14 protein-coding genes are annotated in these 16,616 nt (G+C 41.0%); 9 read left to right on the top strand and 5 right to left on the bottom strand.

Annotation, left to right across the window (positions count from 1 at the left end; all coding sequences use genetic code 11):
• A partial coding sequence (locus KTJ72_RS06385) for a hypothetical protein (RefSeq protein ID WP_217304417.1) occupies nt 1–265 on the bottom strand: 265 nt, incomplete at its 3' end.
• Between the two features lie 879 nt (nt 266–1,144).
• On the opposite strand from KTJ72_RS06385, the gene KTJ72_RS06380 reads away from it, so the two are divergent.
• The 6 genes from KTJ72_RS06380 to KTJ72_RS06355 all read left to right on the top strand — a co-directional run bounded on the left by KTJ72_RS06380 (nt 1,145) and on the right by KTJ72_RS06355 (nt 9,335).
• Nucleotides 1,145–2,083 (top strand): aspartate carbamoyltransferase catalytic subunit, encoded by a 939-nt coding sequence (locus KTJ72_RS06380; protein ID WP_217304416.1) that lies wholly within the window; start codon nt 1,145–1,147, stop codon nt 2,081–2,083.
• The gene (locus tag KTJ72_RS06375) at nt 2,067–3,335 is read left to right on the top strand and encodes a dihydroorotase (RefSeq protein ID WP_217304415.1); all 1,269 of its coding nucleotides are present in this window, start codon (nt 2,067–2,069) and stop codon (nt 3,333–3,335) included. Before KTJ72_RS06380 ends, KTJ72_RS06375 begins: the two co-directional genes overlap by 17 nt.
• Nucleotides 3,336–4,415 carry a carbamoyl phosphate synthase small subunit gene (locus KTJ72_RS06370; RefSeq protein WP_217304414.1) on the top strand — a complete coding sequence of 360 codons (1,080 nt, stop codon included), beginning with the start codon at nt 3,336–3,338 and terminating at the stop codon, nt 4,413–4,415.
• A 1-nt stretch (nt 4,416) separates the two neighbouring features.
• Nucleotides 4,417–7,593: a carbamoyl-phosphate synthase large subunit gene (gene carB, locus KTJ72_RS06365; RefSeq protein ID WP_217304413.1), complete on the top strand. Its 3,177-nt coding sequence runs from the start codon at nt 4,417–4,419 to the stop codon at nt 7,591–7,593.
• 11 nt (nt 7,594–7,604) lie between these two features.
• Entirely contained in the window at nt 7,605–8,549 is a 945-nt protein-coding gene (locus KTJ72_RS06360) for a dihydroorotate oxidase (RefSeq protein WP_217304411.1), read from the top strand.
• A gap of 126 nt (nt 8,550–8,675) precedes the next feature.
• Complete coding sequence (locus tag KTJ72_RS06355; protein WP_217304410.1) at nt 8,676–9,335, top strand: class A sortase; 660 nt, start codon at nt 8,676–8,678, stop codon at nt 9,333–9,335.
• Between the two features lie 49 nt (nt 9,336–9,384).
• Here the strand turns inward: KTJ72_RS06355 and KTJ72_RS06350 are convergent, their stop codons facing one another.
• Together KTJ72_RS06350 and KTJ72_RS06345 are read right to left on the bottom strand one after the other, a co-directional pair.
• On the bottom strand, nt 9,385–10,350 hold the full coding sequence (locus KTJ72_RS06350) for a GMP reductase (RefSeq protein ID WP_217304409.1): 966 nt from the start codon (nt 10,348–10,350) through the stop codon (nt 9,385–9,387).
• Between the two features lie 15 nt (nt 10,351–10,365).
• Nucleotides 10,366–11,658, bottom strand: coding sequence for an adenylosuccinate synthase (locus tag KTJ72_RS06345; protein ID WP_217304408.1), 1,293 nt, complete (start codon nt 11,656–11,658; stop codon nt 10,366–10,368).
• A gap of 230 nt (nt 11,659–11,888) precedes the next feature.
• Between KTJ72_RS06345 and purB the strand changes: the two genes are divergently transcribed.
• From purB to KTJ72_RS06330, 3 genes are all read left to right on the top strand, one after another.
• Nucleotides 11,889–13,184, top strand: a complete 1,296-nt coding sequence (gene purB / locus KTJ72_RS06340; protein ID WP_217304407.1) for an adenylosuccinate lyase — start codon at nt 11,889–11,891, stop codon at nt 13,182–13,184.
• A gap of 82 nt (nt 13,185–13,266) precedes the next feature.
• A complete protein-coding gene (locus tag KTJ72_RS06335; protein ID WP_217304406.1) occupies nt 13,267–13,815 on the top strand; it encodes a hypothetical protein in 549 nt (182 codons plus the stop codon).
• Nucleotides 13,816–13,910: 95 nt separating this feature from the next.
• Nucleotides 13,911–14,603: an Lreu_0056 family protein gene (locus KTJ72_RS06330; RefSeq protein ID WP_217304405.1), complete on the top strand. Its 693-nt coding sequence runs from the start codon at nt 13,911–13,913 to the stop codon at nt 14,601–14,603.
• Between the two features lie 45 nt (nt 14,604–14,648).
• Here the strand turns inward: KTJ72_RS06330 and KTJ72_RS06325 are convergent, their stop codons facing one another.
• Nucleotides 14,649–15,587, bottom strand: coding sequence for an alpha/beta hydrolase (locus tag KTJ72_RS06325; RefSeq protein ID WP_052471512.1), 939 nt, complete (start codon nt 15,585–15,587; stop codon nt 14,649–14,651).
• A gap of 20 nt (nt 15,588–15,607) precedes the next feature.
• Nucleotides 15,608–16,390 (bottom strand): tyrosine-protein phosphatase, encoded by a 783-nt coding sequence (locus tag KTJ72_RS06320; RefSeq protein WP_217304404.1) that lies wholly within the window; start codon nt 16,388–16,390, stop codon nt 15,608–15,610.
• Between the last annotated feature and the right edge of the window lie 226 nt (nt 16,391–16,616).

Genomic DNA, 16,616 nt, shown 5'->3' with positions numbered 1-16,616 from the left:
ACCATGAAATGATGGTTAATATAATTAATGGCAACTCAATACAGTATATGAATGCTAAAATAATATTGGCATTGCTAAAACTAACATTATCATCCATAATTTTAATTCCACCATAAATGATTGATATTTTTTTATTTGATATTTCTTCACCAATTTTTACAAGTTCGTACCATGAAATGATGGTTAATATAATTAATGGCAACTCAATACAGTATATGAATGCTAAAATAATATTGGCATTGCTAAAACTAACATTATCATCCATAATTTTAATTCCACCATAAATGATTGATATCACTGTAAATGAGTTTTTTAACATCTCTAGGATAACTTTTGGCAAAAAATATTTTGCACGAAAGTTATTAAGGTTCGGGTTGACGGTTTGCGTATGGCGATAGTAGAACATTATTATGATGATTGAAAAGCAAAAAAGTAAGACAACAACGAACGCTAAAGACGACGTAATATAATAATCAATAATAGAAAGTTTAGGGTGGAAAAAACATAAGAAATTTAAGAGCCCCATACATGATAGTTGTGCAAACATAATCATATCGATGGAAATTATGAGCATTTTTTCACCGTTTCTAACCCTCAAAATAATTAATAGTAATAACGGAAAACAAATTATTGAATAAAAACAATTAAATAATATTGATAAGTGTCCCATAATAGCACCGATGATTATCAGTGTGGCAATAATTGAAATTTTTAAAACGAAAAAAAACGAAAATTTTTTTAGATATAATGGATTCATTAAATCACTTCCAAAGTTAGTATGTTTTAATTAATGCCATTATACAGATAAATTAATTTTACATGCGTTATCTCACAAATCTTAATAATGTTTTTAAAATTAAACTTGTTATATTTTTGAAGTGTGATATATTATAAACAACATAAAAGAAGATTCGCCTTTAAGTATTGACCAGAGAGTCAGACAAGGCCTATGCGTAGAAACTATACGCCATCAGTGTAAACAACAAACATTGAGGGACTTTTCTGACACGGTCAGGGAAGTCCTTTTTTTATTATCTTGGTTTCAATTAAGCAACTCCAGAGAGGGTGCATTGGAATATACGCAATTAGACCATTCCGAGCACCCACTCCATCGAGTTGGGTGCTTTTTTAGGAGGATGGATACATGCAAACACACTTTTTAGATCTTAATCAGTTAAATGATGACAAAATCATGGAACTAATCAGGTTAGCCATTGAGTTTCGTGATGGCAAACTAGTCCAGCTAAAGCGTCCTGTCTACTTCGCCAACATGTTCTATGAAAACAGTACACGAACTCATACATCGTTTGAAATGGCTGAACGCAAGTTAGGCATCACACCGATTAACATCGACCCGAAGAATAGTTCAGTGAAAAAGGGTGAAACCTTATCGGACACGGTCAAGACTCTACAAGCCATCGGGACTGACGGGGTGGTCATCAGACATAAGACCACCGGTTGGTACGAACCGCTCATCAACGACGAAAGAATCCACACCTCATTGGTCAACGCCGGTGACGGTAGTGGTCAACATCCATCACAAAGTTTGCTAGATTTACTTACCATCTACGATGAGTTCAAGAAGTTCAAGGGCTTAAAGATTGCCATCGTCGGCGACTTACTTCACTCCAGAGTCGCGAGATCAAACGCTGAAATTTTGAAACGACTTGGTGCAAAGCTATACTTTGCCGGACCAGATGAATGGTATCCAAGCGACTTCGACAACTTCGGTGAGTTTACCAACATCGATAGTATCGTCGGCAAGGTCGACGTCATGATGATGCTAAGGGTTCAACTGGAAAGATTAAACGAGGATGCGCGCGAAAGCTTCACCGCCGTGGAATACGCCAACATCTTTGGCTTAACCGAAAAACGCGGCAGCAAGATGAAGAAGAAAGCCATCATCATGCATCCGGCACCGGTTAATCGCAACATTGAAATTGCCGACTCACTTGTCGAAGCACCACAATCTCGAATCTTTCGACAAATGCAAAACGGGGTGTTCGCCAGAATGGCCATACTAACATCAATCCTAAAGAGTAAAGACCTAATTGCGGAGGACGAATATGAAGACATTAATTAAGAACGTGTATGTAGACAACCAATTACAATCCATCCTAATCGAAGATAATAAAATCAATGCTATCGGTACCAACCTAGGCGACAAGTTCAATCAAGTGATTGACGGAAACGGTGCAACAGCACTACCCGGACTAGTCGACGTTCACGTCCACTTCAGAGATCCGGGATTAACCTATAAGGAAACCACGGAGACAGGAAGTAAGGCCTCAGCACACGGTGGATTTACCAGCGTCTGTGTGATGCCAAACGTCAAACCGGTTGTGGACACACCACACGAGTTACAAGAACAATTAAGCCTAAACAAACGCGAGAGTGTTGTGCATGCCTACCAATATGCAGCAATCTCCAAACAACTAATTGCTTACAAGCCTACCGACTTCACCCAAATGGCCGAGATGGGCGCCATCGCGTTTACTAACGACGGCCACGGGGTGCAAAATGCTGAAACAATGTACCTTGCCATGAAGGAAGCTGCAAAGTTAAACAAACCACTGGTTGCCCACGTCGAAGACGACTCACTAATCAACGGTGGGGTAATGAACGCGGGGGCCAAGGCTGACGAACTAGGCCTTCCAGGGATGTTACCACTATCAGAATCATCGCAACTAGCCAGAGACTTAGTCCTAGCCAAGGACACCGGCGTGCACTACCATGTCGCGCACATCTCAACCAAGGAATCAGTCGAACTAGTCAGAATGGCCAAGCAACGCGGCGTCAACGTTACTGCCGAAGTTTCACCACATCATCTATTACTAGATGACTCAATGATTGAAAGTGACAACCCAATGATGAAGATGAACCCACCACTAAGAAGTCCAGAAGACAGACACGCACTAATCGCTGGTCTAATGGACGGCACAATCGACATGGTAGCAACTGACCATGCGCCACATAGTGAAAAGGAAAAATCAGGATCGATGAGGGATGCCGCATTCGGAATTGTCGGTATCGAAACAGCATTCAGCCTAATGTACACCAGCTTTGTTAAATCAGGATTGGTTGACCTAAAGACATTAGTGAAATGGATGAGTAAGAATCCAGCTGACATCTTCCACTTACCTGCGGGTAGGTTAGAAGAAGGCCAACCTGCTGACTTAACCTTGATGAACCTAGATGATGAATACGAAATCGATGCCAACGACTTCTTGTCAAAGGGGAAGAACTCACCATTCATTGGCCAAAAGGTATATGGCAAGACAAAACTAACATTGGTCGACGGCAACGTCGCATATCAAGATGGGAGCGTGGAATAGATGCAAGCACGATACTTAGTATTAAAGAATGGATCAACTTATGAAGGAATCGGATTTGGTTCTAAAAAGGTAGTTCACGGTGAACTGGTTTTCTCAACGGGGATGACCGGATACCAAGAAAGCATGACCGACGCCAGTTACGATGGTCAAATGCTAGTGTTTACCTACCCACTAATTGGAAACTACGGGGTCAACAGAGACGACATGGAAAGTTTGCACCCATCAGTGGCAGCCATCGTCGTAAACGAAATTGCTCGACTAGTAGGAAACTGGCGCAGCAACATGACACTAACTCAATACGCTGAACTAGAAGATCTTCCAGGAATCTCACAAATCGATACCAGAGCACTAACCCAAGAATTACGCGACGAAGGTTCAATGGAAGCTGTTATCGTAGACAATTTAAAACCAGAAACCATCCAAGATGCATTCGACCAACCGCTAGAAAGCACATCTGCACAAAGTGCTTCAACTAACAGCGTCTACCAAGCACCTAACACCGGTTTGCGTGTCGCTTTAATCGACTTTGGACTAAAGGACTCCATCCTACGTTCACTAGCTCAACGCAACCTAAACGTGACAGTCTTCCCATCAACCAGCACCGCGGAAGAAATCTTATCCAGTCATCCAGATGGAATTCTACTATCAAACGGACCTGGGGATCCAAAGGACCTAGAATACGTCCTACCAGTCATCCGTGAACTAGAAGAACGACTACCCATCCTAGGAATTTGTCTAGGTCATCAACTATTCGCCTTGGCCAACGGTGCTAACACCTACAAGATGAAGTTTGGCCACCGTGGTTTCAACCACGCGATTGCAGAAACCGGTAAGGAGCAAACTTACTTCACTTCACAAAACCACGGATACGCGGTCGACGCTGAATCAATTCCATCAACTGAACTAGAAATTACCCAAACAGAAATCAACGACGGAACTGTTGAAGGAGTGCGTTTGAAGAACAGACCAGCATTCTCAGTCCAATATCACCCAGATGCATCACCTGGACCACACGATGCTGAATACGTCTTTGACGACTTTGTAAAAGCAATGCAAGATAACCAGAAAGCGGGGATTTAAGATGGCAAAACGAACTGACATTAACAAGATTTTAGTAATTGGATCCGGCCCAATCATCATCGGGCAAGCTGCTGAATTCGATTACTCAGGCTCACAAGCTTGTCTAGCATTGAAGGAAGAAGGATACGAAGTTATCCTAATCAACTCCAACCCAGCGACTATCATGACCGACACTACCATCGCCGACAAGATTTTCGTGGAACCAATCACATTGGAATTCATCAGTAAAATCATCCGCCAAGAGTTACCTGATGCCATCCTACCAACATTAGGTGGGCAAACTGGTTTGAACATGGCTAAGGAACTAGCCGACAGTAACATCCTAGACGAATACAACGTCGAATTATTGGGTACCAAGCTAGACGCCATCGAAGAAGCCGAAGACAGACTTCGTTTTAAAAATCTAATGGAAGAAATCGGTGAACCAGTTCCCGAATCAAAGACGGTCGAAAATATGGAAGACGCAATTGCCTTCGCCGAAGAAATCGGCTTCCCGCTAGTCATTCGTCCCGCCTACACACTAGGTGGAACCGGTGGTGGATTCGCGCACAACATGGCCGAATTCGAAGAAATCATGGAAAACGGATTACGCTTATCACCAATCAACCAAGTCCTAGTGGAACGCTCAATCTCCGGATACAAGGAAATCGAAATGGAAGTAATGCGAGACCAAATCGATAACGCCATGATTGTCTGCTCAATGGAAAACGTCGATCCAGTCGGGGTCCACACCGGAGACTCAATCGTTGCCGCACCGGTCCAAACATTATCTGACCGCGAATACGAAATGCTACGTGACGCCGCGTTGAAGATTATCAGAGCTCTTCACATCGAAGGGGGATGTAACGTCCAAATGGCATTAAGCCCAACTTCAATGAAGTACTACATCATCGAAGTGAACCCCCGTGTCTCACGTTCATCTGCGCTAGCATCAAAGGCGACCGGATACCCAATCGCCAAGATTGCTGCCAAGATTGCGGTCGGTATCAACCTAAACGAAATTAAGAACCCGGTAACTCAAATCACACTAGCTCAATTCGAACCAGCCTTGGATTACGTCGTAACCAAGATTCCACGCTGGCCATTCGATAAGTTCCCACAAGCAGATAACCACCTAGGAACACAAATGAAGGCTACCGGTGAAGTCATGGCCATCGGTCGAAACTTCGAAGAATCTTTATTAAAGTCAGTTCGTTCTTTGGAAATCGACCAACGCTACTTTGACCCAGCCGAATACGAAAACGTTGATACTGCCGACATGCTTCAAGCAATTGAAGAACCAACAGATGATCGACTATTCATGATTGCCGAATTAATCAGAAGAGGGGCAACCATTGAACAAATCAATGCCCGAACTCAAATCAACTTGTTTTTCCTAGATAAAATCCAACACATTGTAGAAATTGAAACAGAGTTAGCAAACGACCAATCACTTCCAATGTTGAAGATGGCCAAACGTTACGGTTTCTCAGACGAATGGATTGCTAAAATCTGGCACACAGACGAAAAGGCAGTTCGTCAAATGCGTAAGGACAATGAAATTACACCAGTCTACAAGATGGTTGATACATCAGCCGGTGAAATCAAGGCGGCCACTCCATACTTCTACAGTACATGGGGTCAACACAGTGAATCAGAAGTATCCGATACAAAGTCAGTCCTAGTACTAGGTTCTGGACCAATCAGAATCGGCCAAGGGGTTGAATTCGATTACGCCACAGTTCACGGTGTGCAAACCTTACAACAACTAGGTTATGAAGCCATCATCATGAACTCCAATCCAGAAACAGTTTCAACCGACTTCTCAATGTCTGACAAGCTATACTTCGAACCACTAACCATCGAAGACGTGTTAAACGTGATTGACATTGAAAAACCAGAAGGCGTGATTGTCCAATTCGGTGGTCAAACCGCCATCAACTTGGCAGAGCCGCTCCACGAAGCTGGCGTGAAGGTCTTAGGAACAACCGTTGAAGACATTAATCGAGCTGAAGATCGTCACGACTTCGACCAAGTCATCAAACAATTGAAGTTACCACAACCACAAGGTGATACCGCCACAAACATCGATGAAGCGCTAAAGATTGCTAACCAAATCGGGTACCCAGTCATGATTAGACCTTCATACGTATTAGGTGGAAAGGCGATGGAAATCGTCCATGACGACGAAGAACTACACCGTTACATGACTAAGGCGGTCCACGCATCCAACGACCACCCAGTTCTAATCGACCAATACCTACTAGGTTCAGAAGCCGAAGTCGATGTTGTATCAGACGGTGAAACTGTGGTCATTCCCGGAATTCTAGAACACATTGAAAGAGCCGGAATTCACTCAGGGGACTCAATGGGCGTATACCCACCACAAATCATGTCACAAAGTGTCCAAGACCAAATCGAAACCGCAGCGGTTGAACTAGCCAAGGCGTTAAACACCAAGGGATTGATGAACGTCCAATTCGTTATCAAAGACGACGTCGCCTACGTCATCGAAGTTAACCCAAGAGCTTCTAGAACCGTGCCATTCATGTCCAAGGTGGCCCACGTCCCAATGGCAGACTTAGCCACTCGCATCATGGCAAGTGAAAAACTAGCCGACCTAGGATACAAGTCAGGGGTAGTCACACCAGCCAACCGCATCAGCGTGAAATCTCCAGTGTTTAGTTTCTCAAAACTACCACTAGTCGATAACACACTAGGACCTGAAATGAAGTCTACCGGTGAAGCAATGGGATCAGACACCAGCTACGCCAAGGCACTATACAAGTCATTCATCGCATCCGGAATCACCATTCCAACATCTGGCAATGTCTTATTCACTGTCTGCGATGAAGACAAGCAAGAAGCATTAGAACTAGCCAAACGTTTCAGAAGATTAGGGTTCCAAATTAAAGCGACTGCAAACACTCATCGTTTCTTCCAAGAAAATGGTTTAGATAACGCCTTAATCCACAAGTTCTCAGAAGACGATGACAATAACCCGGTCAGCGAATTAAACAAGCAACATTTAAAACTAGTCGTTAACACCATCGACTCAACCGAAGCGACCTTTGATGATGAAGCTCAAATCAGAGCCGCAGCGATTGAAAACGCAGTGCCATTGTTCACCGCATTAGACACTGTCGCATCATTGTTAACAGTACTAGAAGATCAAACACTAACCGTCAACGCACTTTAGGAGGAATTCAAATGTCAGTAGACTTATCAGCACAAATCGCCAACATGTCAGTAAAGAACCTATTTTTAAACGCGTCAGGAATTCATTGTCAGACCGAACAAGAACTAGACGAACTAATGAATGAACAAGTATCAGGTGCCATGGTCACCAAGAGTATGACTCCAAAGAGTCGCTTTGGAAACCCGCTGCCTCGATACTACCGCCTAGCAAACGGCTCGATTAACTCAATGGGTCTACCTAACCAAGGGTTCGACTACTACATGGATTACTTGAAGAATCATGACCAAAAGAAGCCAATCATCGTATCTGTGGCAGGGATGTCAAAAGAAGAGGACTTGGAGATGCTACACCAACTTCAAGATAACGACGACTACCAAGGTTTGACCGAGTTGAACCTATCTTGTCCAAACGTGATTGGTAAGCCACAAATGGCATACGATTTTGAAGCTGCTGATGACTTGCTACATGAAGTATTCAGTTTCTACAAGAAACCACTTGGCATTAAGTTGCCACCTTACTTCGACTTAGTCCACTTCGACATGATTGCCGAAGTATTAAACAAGTACCCACTAAGCCACGTGAATACCATTAACTCAGTGGGAAACGGGCTATGGATTGATACCAATTCTGAAACGGTCGTATTAAAACCAAAGGGTGGCTTTGGGGGCGTCGGTGGATCAATGGTCCTACCAACCGCACTAGCCAATGTCCGCGGCTTACGCCAACGTCTAAACGATGACATTAAGATTATCGGTACCGGTGGAGTTACCAACGGACGAGACGCATTCGCACACATTTTGTGTGGTGCTGAGATGGTTTCAATCGGGACTCAACTATACGAAGAAGGGCTACAAACCTTTGAACGTGTCACAAGAGAGTTAACTGACATTATGGAAGCCAAGGGATATACATCACTAAATGATTTCCGCGGCAAACTAAAGGTAATTGAAGACTAGCTAAAAAGAGACTGGGAGAAGCCAGTCTTTTATTATTTAAAAATTGGTAATGCTTGAACCTCAAATGACGAAAATTTTCATTTTTATGGTACGATAAAACTATAAAATAACGAGTGAGGAATCATCATGAGAAAGAAATTATATACAGCTACATGGGTATTGCTACTTGTAGTTGGAATTTTTCTAGTTAGTCTACCATTTCTAGAAAACTCAGCTATCCAACATTTGATTAGCAGTGAAATGAACGGTAAGATTGTTCAACAAGATAAAAACAAAAAGGCCAACTTTGACTTTTCAAAGATTGAAAGCGTTAGTGCTTCTTCAATCTCAAAGGCCATCTTTAGTCACAAACACACAATGATTGGAAAGATTTCCATTCCATCAGTTTCAATTAACCTACCTGTATACTATGGTTTGGATAACGAAGAATTATTATCAGGTGTAGGCACTATGAAACCGAACCAACAACTAGGTAAGGGTAATTACGCGATTGCCGGACATCACATGAACAATGAAAAGATTTTGTTTGGTCCATTACATAAGGTGGTCGAAGGGGATGCCATTTACATCACCAACGGTAAAAAGGTATACAAGTATGAAGTCAGCTCAATCTCTGTGATTGATCAATACGATACCCAATTCATCACCAAGAAGTACAATAAACCAACATTAACGTTGATTACCTGTGCTAGTGGGACACCAAGTGAACCAAACCGTACAATGGTAAGAGCTAAGTTAAGCTCAATTACTGACTTAAGTGATAAGACAGCTAAATACTTTAAGTGAAAAAAGACCAACTCCCCCGAGTTGGTCTTTTTACATATGCATATAAATCCTATGATTCATCAATGCTGTCTAGTAGTACGTAGTTAACTTTACGTAGTGACATTAAGTCTTTTCCACCAGCGTATGAGATTGATGATTGTAGATCTTCTTTCATTTCTAGAAGGGTGTCTTCGATGTTTCCCTTGAATGGGATTAACAATTGACGACCTTCAACGTTGTGGTGTTCACCTTTTTGTTTGGCAGAAGCTGAACCCCAGTATTGCTTGAATTTCTTACCATTCTTTTCAACGATTTCACCAGGTGATTCAACGTGGCCAGCGAAAACTGAACCAATCATCATCATGGTTGCACCGAAACGAATTGACTTAGCAAGATCACCGTTAGTACGGATACCACCGTCGGCAATCATTGGCTTAGTAGCAGCCTTTGAGCACCACTTAAGTGCTGAAAGTTGCCAACCACCAGTACCGAAACCAGTCTTGTATTTAGTGATACATGCTTTACCAGGTCCAATCCCAATCTTAGTAGCGTCGGCACCTGCGTTTTCGATTTCACGAACAGCGTCAGGAGTACCTAGGTTACCTACGATTAGGAAAGTTTCTGGAATTTCTTTTTTGATGTATTTAATCATCTTGATAACGAAGTCTGAGTGACCATGAGCCACATCAATAGTGGTGTATTCAGGAATGGCGTCAGCGGCTTTTAATTCATCGATAAAGTCGTATTCAGCATCCTTGATACCAACACTAATTGAAGCAAATAAACCTTTTTTGTGCATGTTTTGAACAAATTCTAGACGTTGTTCCGGTTGGAATCTGTGCATTACGTAGAAGTAGTCATGTTGAGCCATCCAAGTAGCTAGACTTTCATCCATAACTGTTTCCATGTTTGCGGGAACAACTGGTAGTTGGAATTTATGTGGGCCGAATTGAACTGAAGTATCAGCTTCACTACGGCTCTTAATGATACATTTTTCAGGTAATAATTGGACATTGTGGTAATCAAAAGTTCTCATTATAATGACCTCACTTTATTTATGATCTTCCCAAACGTTTTTCAAAATGTTAGTAGCTTCACGGTCTGGGCCAACGGCGAAAGTACATAGTTCAACGCCAGTTAGTTCAGAAACACGTTTTAGATAATTTTGTGCGTTAGCGGGTAGTTCTTCGACAGTCTTGCACTTAGTAATGTCTTCTTCCCATCCTGGTAGGTCTTCAAAGACAGGTTCGCACTTGTCTAAGAAGTCTAAGTTAGCAGGGTAGTACTTGATTAATTCACCATTGTATTTGTATCCAGTACAGATACGAACGGTGTCAAAACCAGATAGTACATCTAGACAGTTAAGTGATAGGTGGGTGATACCAGAAGTACGAACGGCATGTTGTAGGACAACGGCATCTAACCAACCAATACGACGAGGACGCTTAGTAACAACCCCATATTCATGAGCGACTTCACGGATACGGTCGGCACGTTCATCGAATAATTCGGTTGGGAAAGGTCCATCACCAACGCGTGAAGTGTAGGCTTTACATACACCAACGACTGAGTTGATACGGTTAGGACCGATACCGGTACCAGTAGCTGCGTTTCCGGCAGTAGGGTTAGATGAAGTAACGTATGGATAAGTTCCATGGTCGATATCTAACATTGCGCCTTGGGCACCTTCAAATAGTACTTTTTTGTCGTTATCTAAAGCTTCATTAATTAGTAGAGAAGTGTCAGTAACGAAAGGTGCAATCTTCTTAGCGTATGCACTGTACTTGGTATAGATTTCATCGAAGTCAAAACCAGGTTGGTCGTATAGTTTTTCTAAGATGTTGTTTTTAATGTTTAATGCTTGGTGTAACTTGTCAGCAAAGGTATGTTCGTCAATCAAGTCGGCGATTCGAATACCGATACGTTCTAGTTTATCCATATAAGCAGGTCCAATTCCCTTGTGGGTGGTACCTAATTTATGTTCTTTTTGTTCTTCTTGTAATTTATCAAACAAGATGTGGTATGGCATGATTACTTGGGCTCTGTTTGAGATACGTAGTCCAGAATAATCAAAACCATTTTCTTCTAAGTAGTCCATTTCAGAAATTAAAGTTTCTGGATTAACTACAACTCCGTTTCCGATGATACTTAGCTTATCGGAATAGAAGATTCCGGATGGAATTAAACGGCAGTGAAATTCCTTGTTGTCAATAACGATGGTATGGCCGGCATTGTCTCCGCCAGAATATCTTACGATCATATCAGCATCTTGACTTAGAAAGTCGGTAATTTTACCCTTTCCTTCGTCGCCCCATTGGCTACCTATAATAACGATTGATGACATCAAGTTCACCTCATATATTTCTTTAAGTATTGAGGAATGTATTTCAACACTCCACGAAAGATTTTACCATGATGGTAAAATTAATCAAGAACTATTTGTATAAATGAGAAAATAATGTTCGGGAAATAAATAAAAAACGAACGATAAGTATAATTAATTTTAAGATAATAGTGAAAAAGCGAATTTTGTATGGTAATATTAAATCAAGATATTCGAAAGGATGGATTGTGATGATTGATCGTTATACCAGACCAGAAATGGGAAATGTATGGTCTAAATATAATCAATACGCCTCATGGCTAGCTGTGGAGGTTGCAGTTGACGAAGCTTGGGCTAAGTTAGGAGAAATTCCTGCTGAAGATTTAACTAAGATTCAAAAGAACGCTACCTTTGATGAAAAAGAAATTGAAGAAATTGAAAAGACTACCCACCATGATGTCGTAGCATTTACTCGTGATGTTTCAAGATACTTAGGTGATGAAAGTAAATGGATTCACTTCGGTATGACCAGTACAGATATCGTTGATACTGCACAAGGTTACCGTTTGAAGCAAGCCAATGCGATTATTCGAAAGGATATCGAAGAAATTATCGAAACTATCGGTAACAAGGCTCTTAAGTACAAGGACACTGTTATCATGGGACGTACCCACGGTGTGCAAGCCGAACCAACTACCTTTGGTTTGAAGCTACTTCGTTGGTATGAAGAAATGAAACGTAACTTGGAACGTTTTAACATGGCATCAAAGGATGTTGAAGCAGGTAAGATTTCAGGTGCCGTTGGTACTTTCGCTAACGTTGATCCATACGTTGAACAATACGTATGTCAAAAGCTAGGTATCCGTGCCCAATCAGTTGCCAGCCAAGTGCTACCACGTGATTTACACGCTAACTACATTGCATGTCTAGGTGTGATTGCTACTAGTCTAGAAGAATTTGCTACCGAAGTTCGTGGACTACAACGTTCAGAAATTCATGAAGTTGAAGAACACTTTGCTAAGGGTCAAAAGGGTTCATCAGCAATGCCACACAAGAGAAATCCAATCGGTTCAGAAAATATCTGCGGATTAGCTCGTGTGATGAGGGGACATGTTGTTACCGCAATGGAAAACGTTGCATTATGGCATGAACGAGACATTTCCCACTCATCTGCAGAACGTGTTATCTTGCCAGATTCTACTATCTTAATCGACTACATGTTGCACCGTTTCAACAACATTGTTCGTGATCTAGATGTATTCGAAGAAAGAATGCTAAGTAACCTAAACATTACTAATGGTCTAATCTACTCACAACGTGTAATGTTGAAGTTAGTTGAAGCAGGGATGACTAGAGAAGCTGCTTACGACACAGTTCAACCACTTACTGCAATTGCTTGGGATGAAAACAAACAATTCAAGCCATTGGTTGAAGCCAGTGAAATCATTAACGAAAAACTTTCTAAGGAAGACATTGATGATGCCTTTGATTATCACTATCACATCCGCCACGTCGACGAAATTTTCAAACGCTGTGGTTTAATGTAAAACAAAAAGAGTTGGCAATCCGCCAGCTCTTTTTTTGTGTAATTTTTTAAAATCAGTTAGAATGAAATATAGGTGATATATAATGAATAAAAAATTTAACATGACAAAAGAAGGTTGGACTTTCTCAGTCCTATTCTTCTTATTCGCAGTTTACTACAGTTTTAGTAAGGCGCACTTTGCTCACTGGGGCAATGTTAAAGTGACATTCTTCTTAGTGCACTGGTCAACACTATTAAGCTCATTGATTTACGCATTGATCTTGGTATTGTTCTACCTAGTATGTACTTTGCTACCATCACGTCGCATTGTGGCCTTGCCAACAATTATTACATTATTACTAGCTGGACAAGAATTAGCACTTGCTTACTACACACTTCCAGTTGGTGATATTTTAGGTGGATTGGTACTATTGATTGGTACTTTGACCATCATATACATGGCATACATCAACGCCAAGATTAGTTTTAACATCATTGATTCAATCGTCGATGCGGACGAAGGAAACTACTTCAAGCGTTGGTTTAACCGTGTGAAAGTCAGTCTAGCATACGATTGGAAACCACTAGTGATTTCAATTGTTATCTACATGATTATTAACGCGTCAATGCTAATGACATTAACATTTAAGTAAGAGTCAGCCAGGTCGGCTGACTTTTTTATTTTACATATACGTACCCATTAGATGTTTTTAATGGTAATATTAAATGAATAAAGGGGGAGTTTCAAATGTTCAAGAAAACATTATACATAATCGGATTGGCTGCGCTGGTCTCATTAGTATTAGTGGGGTGTGGTAAGAGCCAAGATTCAAGCCAATCAAGCAAGACAAACGGCGCAGGTCCAACTTCAAAGAAGGTTGCTGCTTCATCAACTACTTCTACCAGTTCAAGTAGTATGAGAAGTACATCAGGTAGTAATCAAACTAATGCACAAAGTTTAGACGATAAGACAATTGGATTATTAGCTTATGAATGGGTTCAAGATGAACAAGCAAAAGCTGAAGGCAAAAAGACTAATACCGACTTATATTCTCACTATACAACTGTTATAAAGAGTAAGGTTAATGGTAATGATGATGGAAATGAGGAGGATTATTTCCTTAGCAGAATGTGCTACAACGGTCAAAATTCACAAAGTTCCAAATATAATCCCAAGAATTACAGTAGCCTAAACTTTAACGGTGATGGAGTAGCTGATATTTCATACAGTGTTCAAGGTTCAAATGTTAACATTAAATATACTGATTCAGCTCATCTAGGCAATAGATCTGAAGCTGAGGCTCCAAAAGCAAACAGTACTGTAAGCATTGACTCATTAGTTAAGACCTACTACAGTACTCCCGCTCAAAAACAACATGTTAATAATTTTGGTAACTCGATCTTAACTGAAGATGAATGGAACAAACAATATAATAAATAAAATGACTAAATAAAAAAGACTCAGCGAAAGCTGAGTCTTTTTTATTTAGTCAAAGTATGTGTGCAAGAAGTCTTTGACGCGCTTCTTGTATGCGACTGGGTTGACCCAGAAGCTTTCTTCATGACCTGCACCGGGCACAATCCATAGTTGCTTTGGACCGTTTGATGCGGCGTAGTTTTCATAAGACATGTAAGTTGGTACGTAGATGTCGCTGTCCCCGTGAATGAATAGGGTAGGCAAATCGTTTTTCCTTAATGCTTCAGTACATGAGGCATTGTGCAAACGGTATCCAACCTTGTACCAGTTAATCGCGCTAACCAATGGTTCGATTGGGTAAGGAGGCAAGTGGAACATATCTTTTAGTAAGTAGTTGAATTCATCACCAACATTCGTGTATCCGCAATCAGCGATGATTGCCTTTACCTGTTTTGGTAAGTCTTCACCACTTAGCATTGTGACAATTCCGGCTCCCATACTGATACCAAACATTAGGATTTCGGCATCGTCACCGACTTTTTCGAGGACTAGCTTAATCCAACGAAGGTAGTCGATGCGGTCCTTCCAGCCATAGCTGACGTATTTACCATCACTATCACCGTGGGCGCGATCGTCTGGAGCTAAGACGTTAAAACCTAGTTCGTGGTACATCTTAATGAAGTTTGCCATTGTCTCACGATTACATCCAACTCCGTGGGCCATGATGATTGTTTTCTTTGTTTCTTCCTTTGCGGGAACATATGAAGCAATCATTTTTTCGCCTGTGTCGACTTCGTTTAACACCCATTCTTCCTTTGGAATAGCGTGGAACCAATCGACATAACGGTAGTATGCGTATGCAAAACGTAATTGGCTAGTTTGTGGGACAGGTTCGTCGTCCTTTCTGCTCATACCTAGTTTAAATAGGTAGTTACTGAACATAAAAGCTCCTGCCCCAACTGCAGTAGACATTACACCTAAAGCAGCAGCAGCTTTTTTAAATCCCATAAAAATCACTCCAATGTTATTTAGTCTGTAAGATAAATATCCTTTAATTTAGCAATATCTGCGTCAGATAGGCCAATAAATTCGTGCAAGAAGTTATTGATATTACCATATTTTTCTTTAATGGTAGCCATCGCAGCATCGAAGTATGATTCATCAACGGTGTATAAGTCGTGTAGGTTTTGACGAAGTTCGTCAGTCATACCGTACTTGCTGTATTGATCAATTTTTACTTGAATGAATGGTTTCATTGCTTCTTTTGATAATAGGTAATCTTTTTTGATTGTTTCTTCATCAACGCCTAAAGCGAATAAGAAGAACGCAGCTGATAGACCAGTACGGTCCTTTCCTTGCGCGCAATGGAATAGTACGGCACCGTCGCCAGTGTTAGCTAATAAGGTCTTGAAAAGATTTTTAAAAGCCTTTTGTGCGGATGGACTAGTTACCATTGATTGGTATGAATTAATCATATTTTGTTTGCCACGATTGGCATCATCCATGTACTGTTCAGCGTATTGCTGTTCAGTCTTGTCGTGACCGCTGTTGAAGACAGGGTTAGCGATAAGCTTAATCTTGCTTGATTTTTTATCAGGTGCCTTTGTTCTTTCTGTGTCAGATCTTAAGTCGACATCGAAATTAATGCCATAGTCTTCTAAAAAGGCTAAATCTGAATCTGATAGTTCAGCAAGATCACCTGAGCGCAGGACTTTATTCCATTTTACAAAACGGCCATCTTTGGTTTGGTATCCACCAAGTTCACGGAAGTTATAGCCGTTTTTAATGTCTAATAATCGTTGTTGTGACAAAATTCATACCTCCCATATTAACGCAAATATTATTTATTATATTGTAAAAGAAAATAGCCAATAATGAAAGCTAGAAGAAATAATATTTTCATTGATATGACAAATGTTAAATAAACGTTTCTTTTATCTTTTTAATTATAGTTACGGTAATTTTTGTGTTATGATGTTTCGAATTAAAAATACAAATAACGATTCCAATATTGATCTCTAAGAGGCTTGTAAAACA

The organism is Apilactobacillus waqarii, assembly GCF_019061205.1.
Lineage (GTDB): Bacteria > Bacillota > Bacilli > Lactobacillales > Lactobacillaceae > Apilactobacillus > Apilactobacillus waqarii.
Note: the sequence above shows the minus strand (reverse complement) of the source record. Positions and strands in the feature narration are given on the sequence as shown.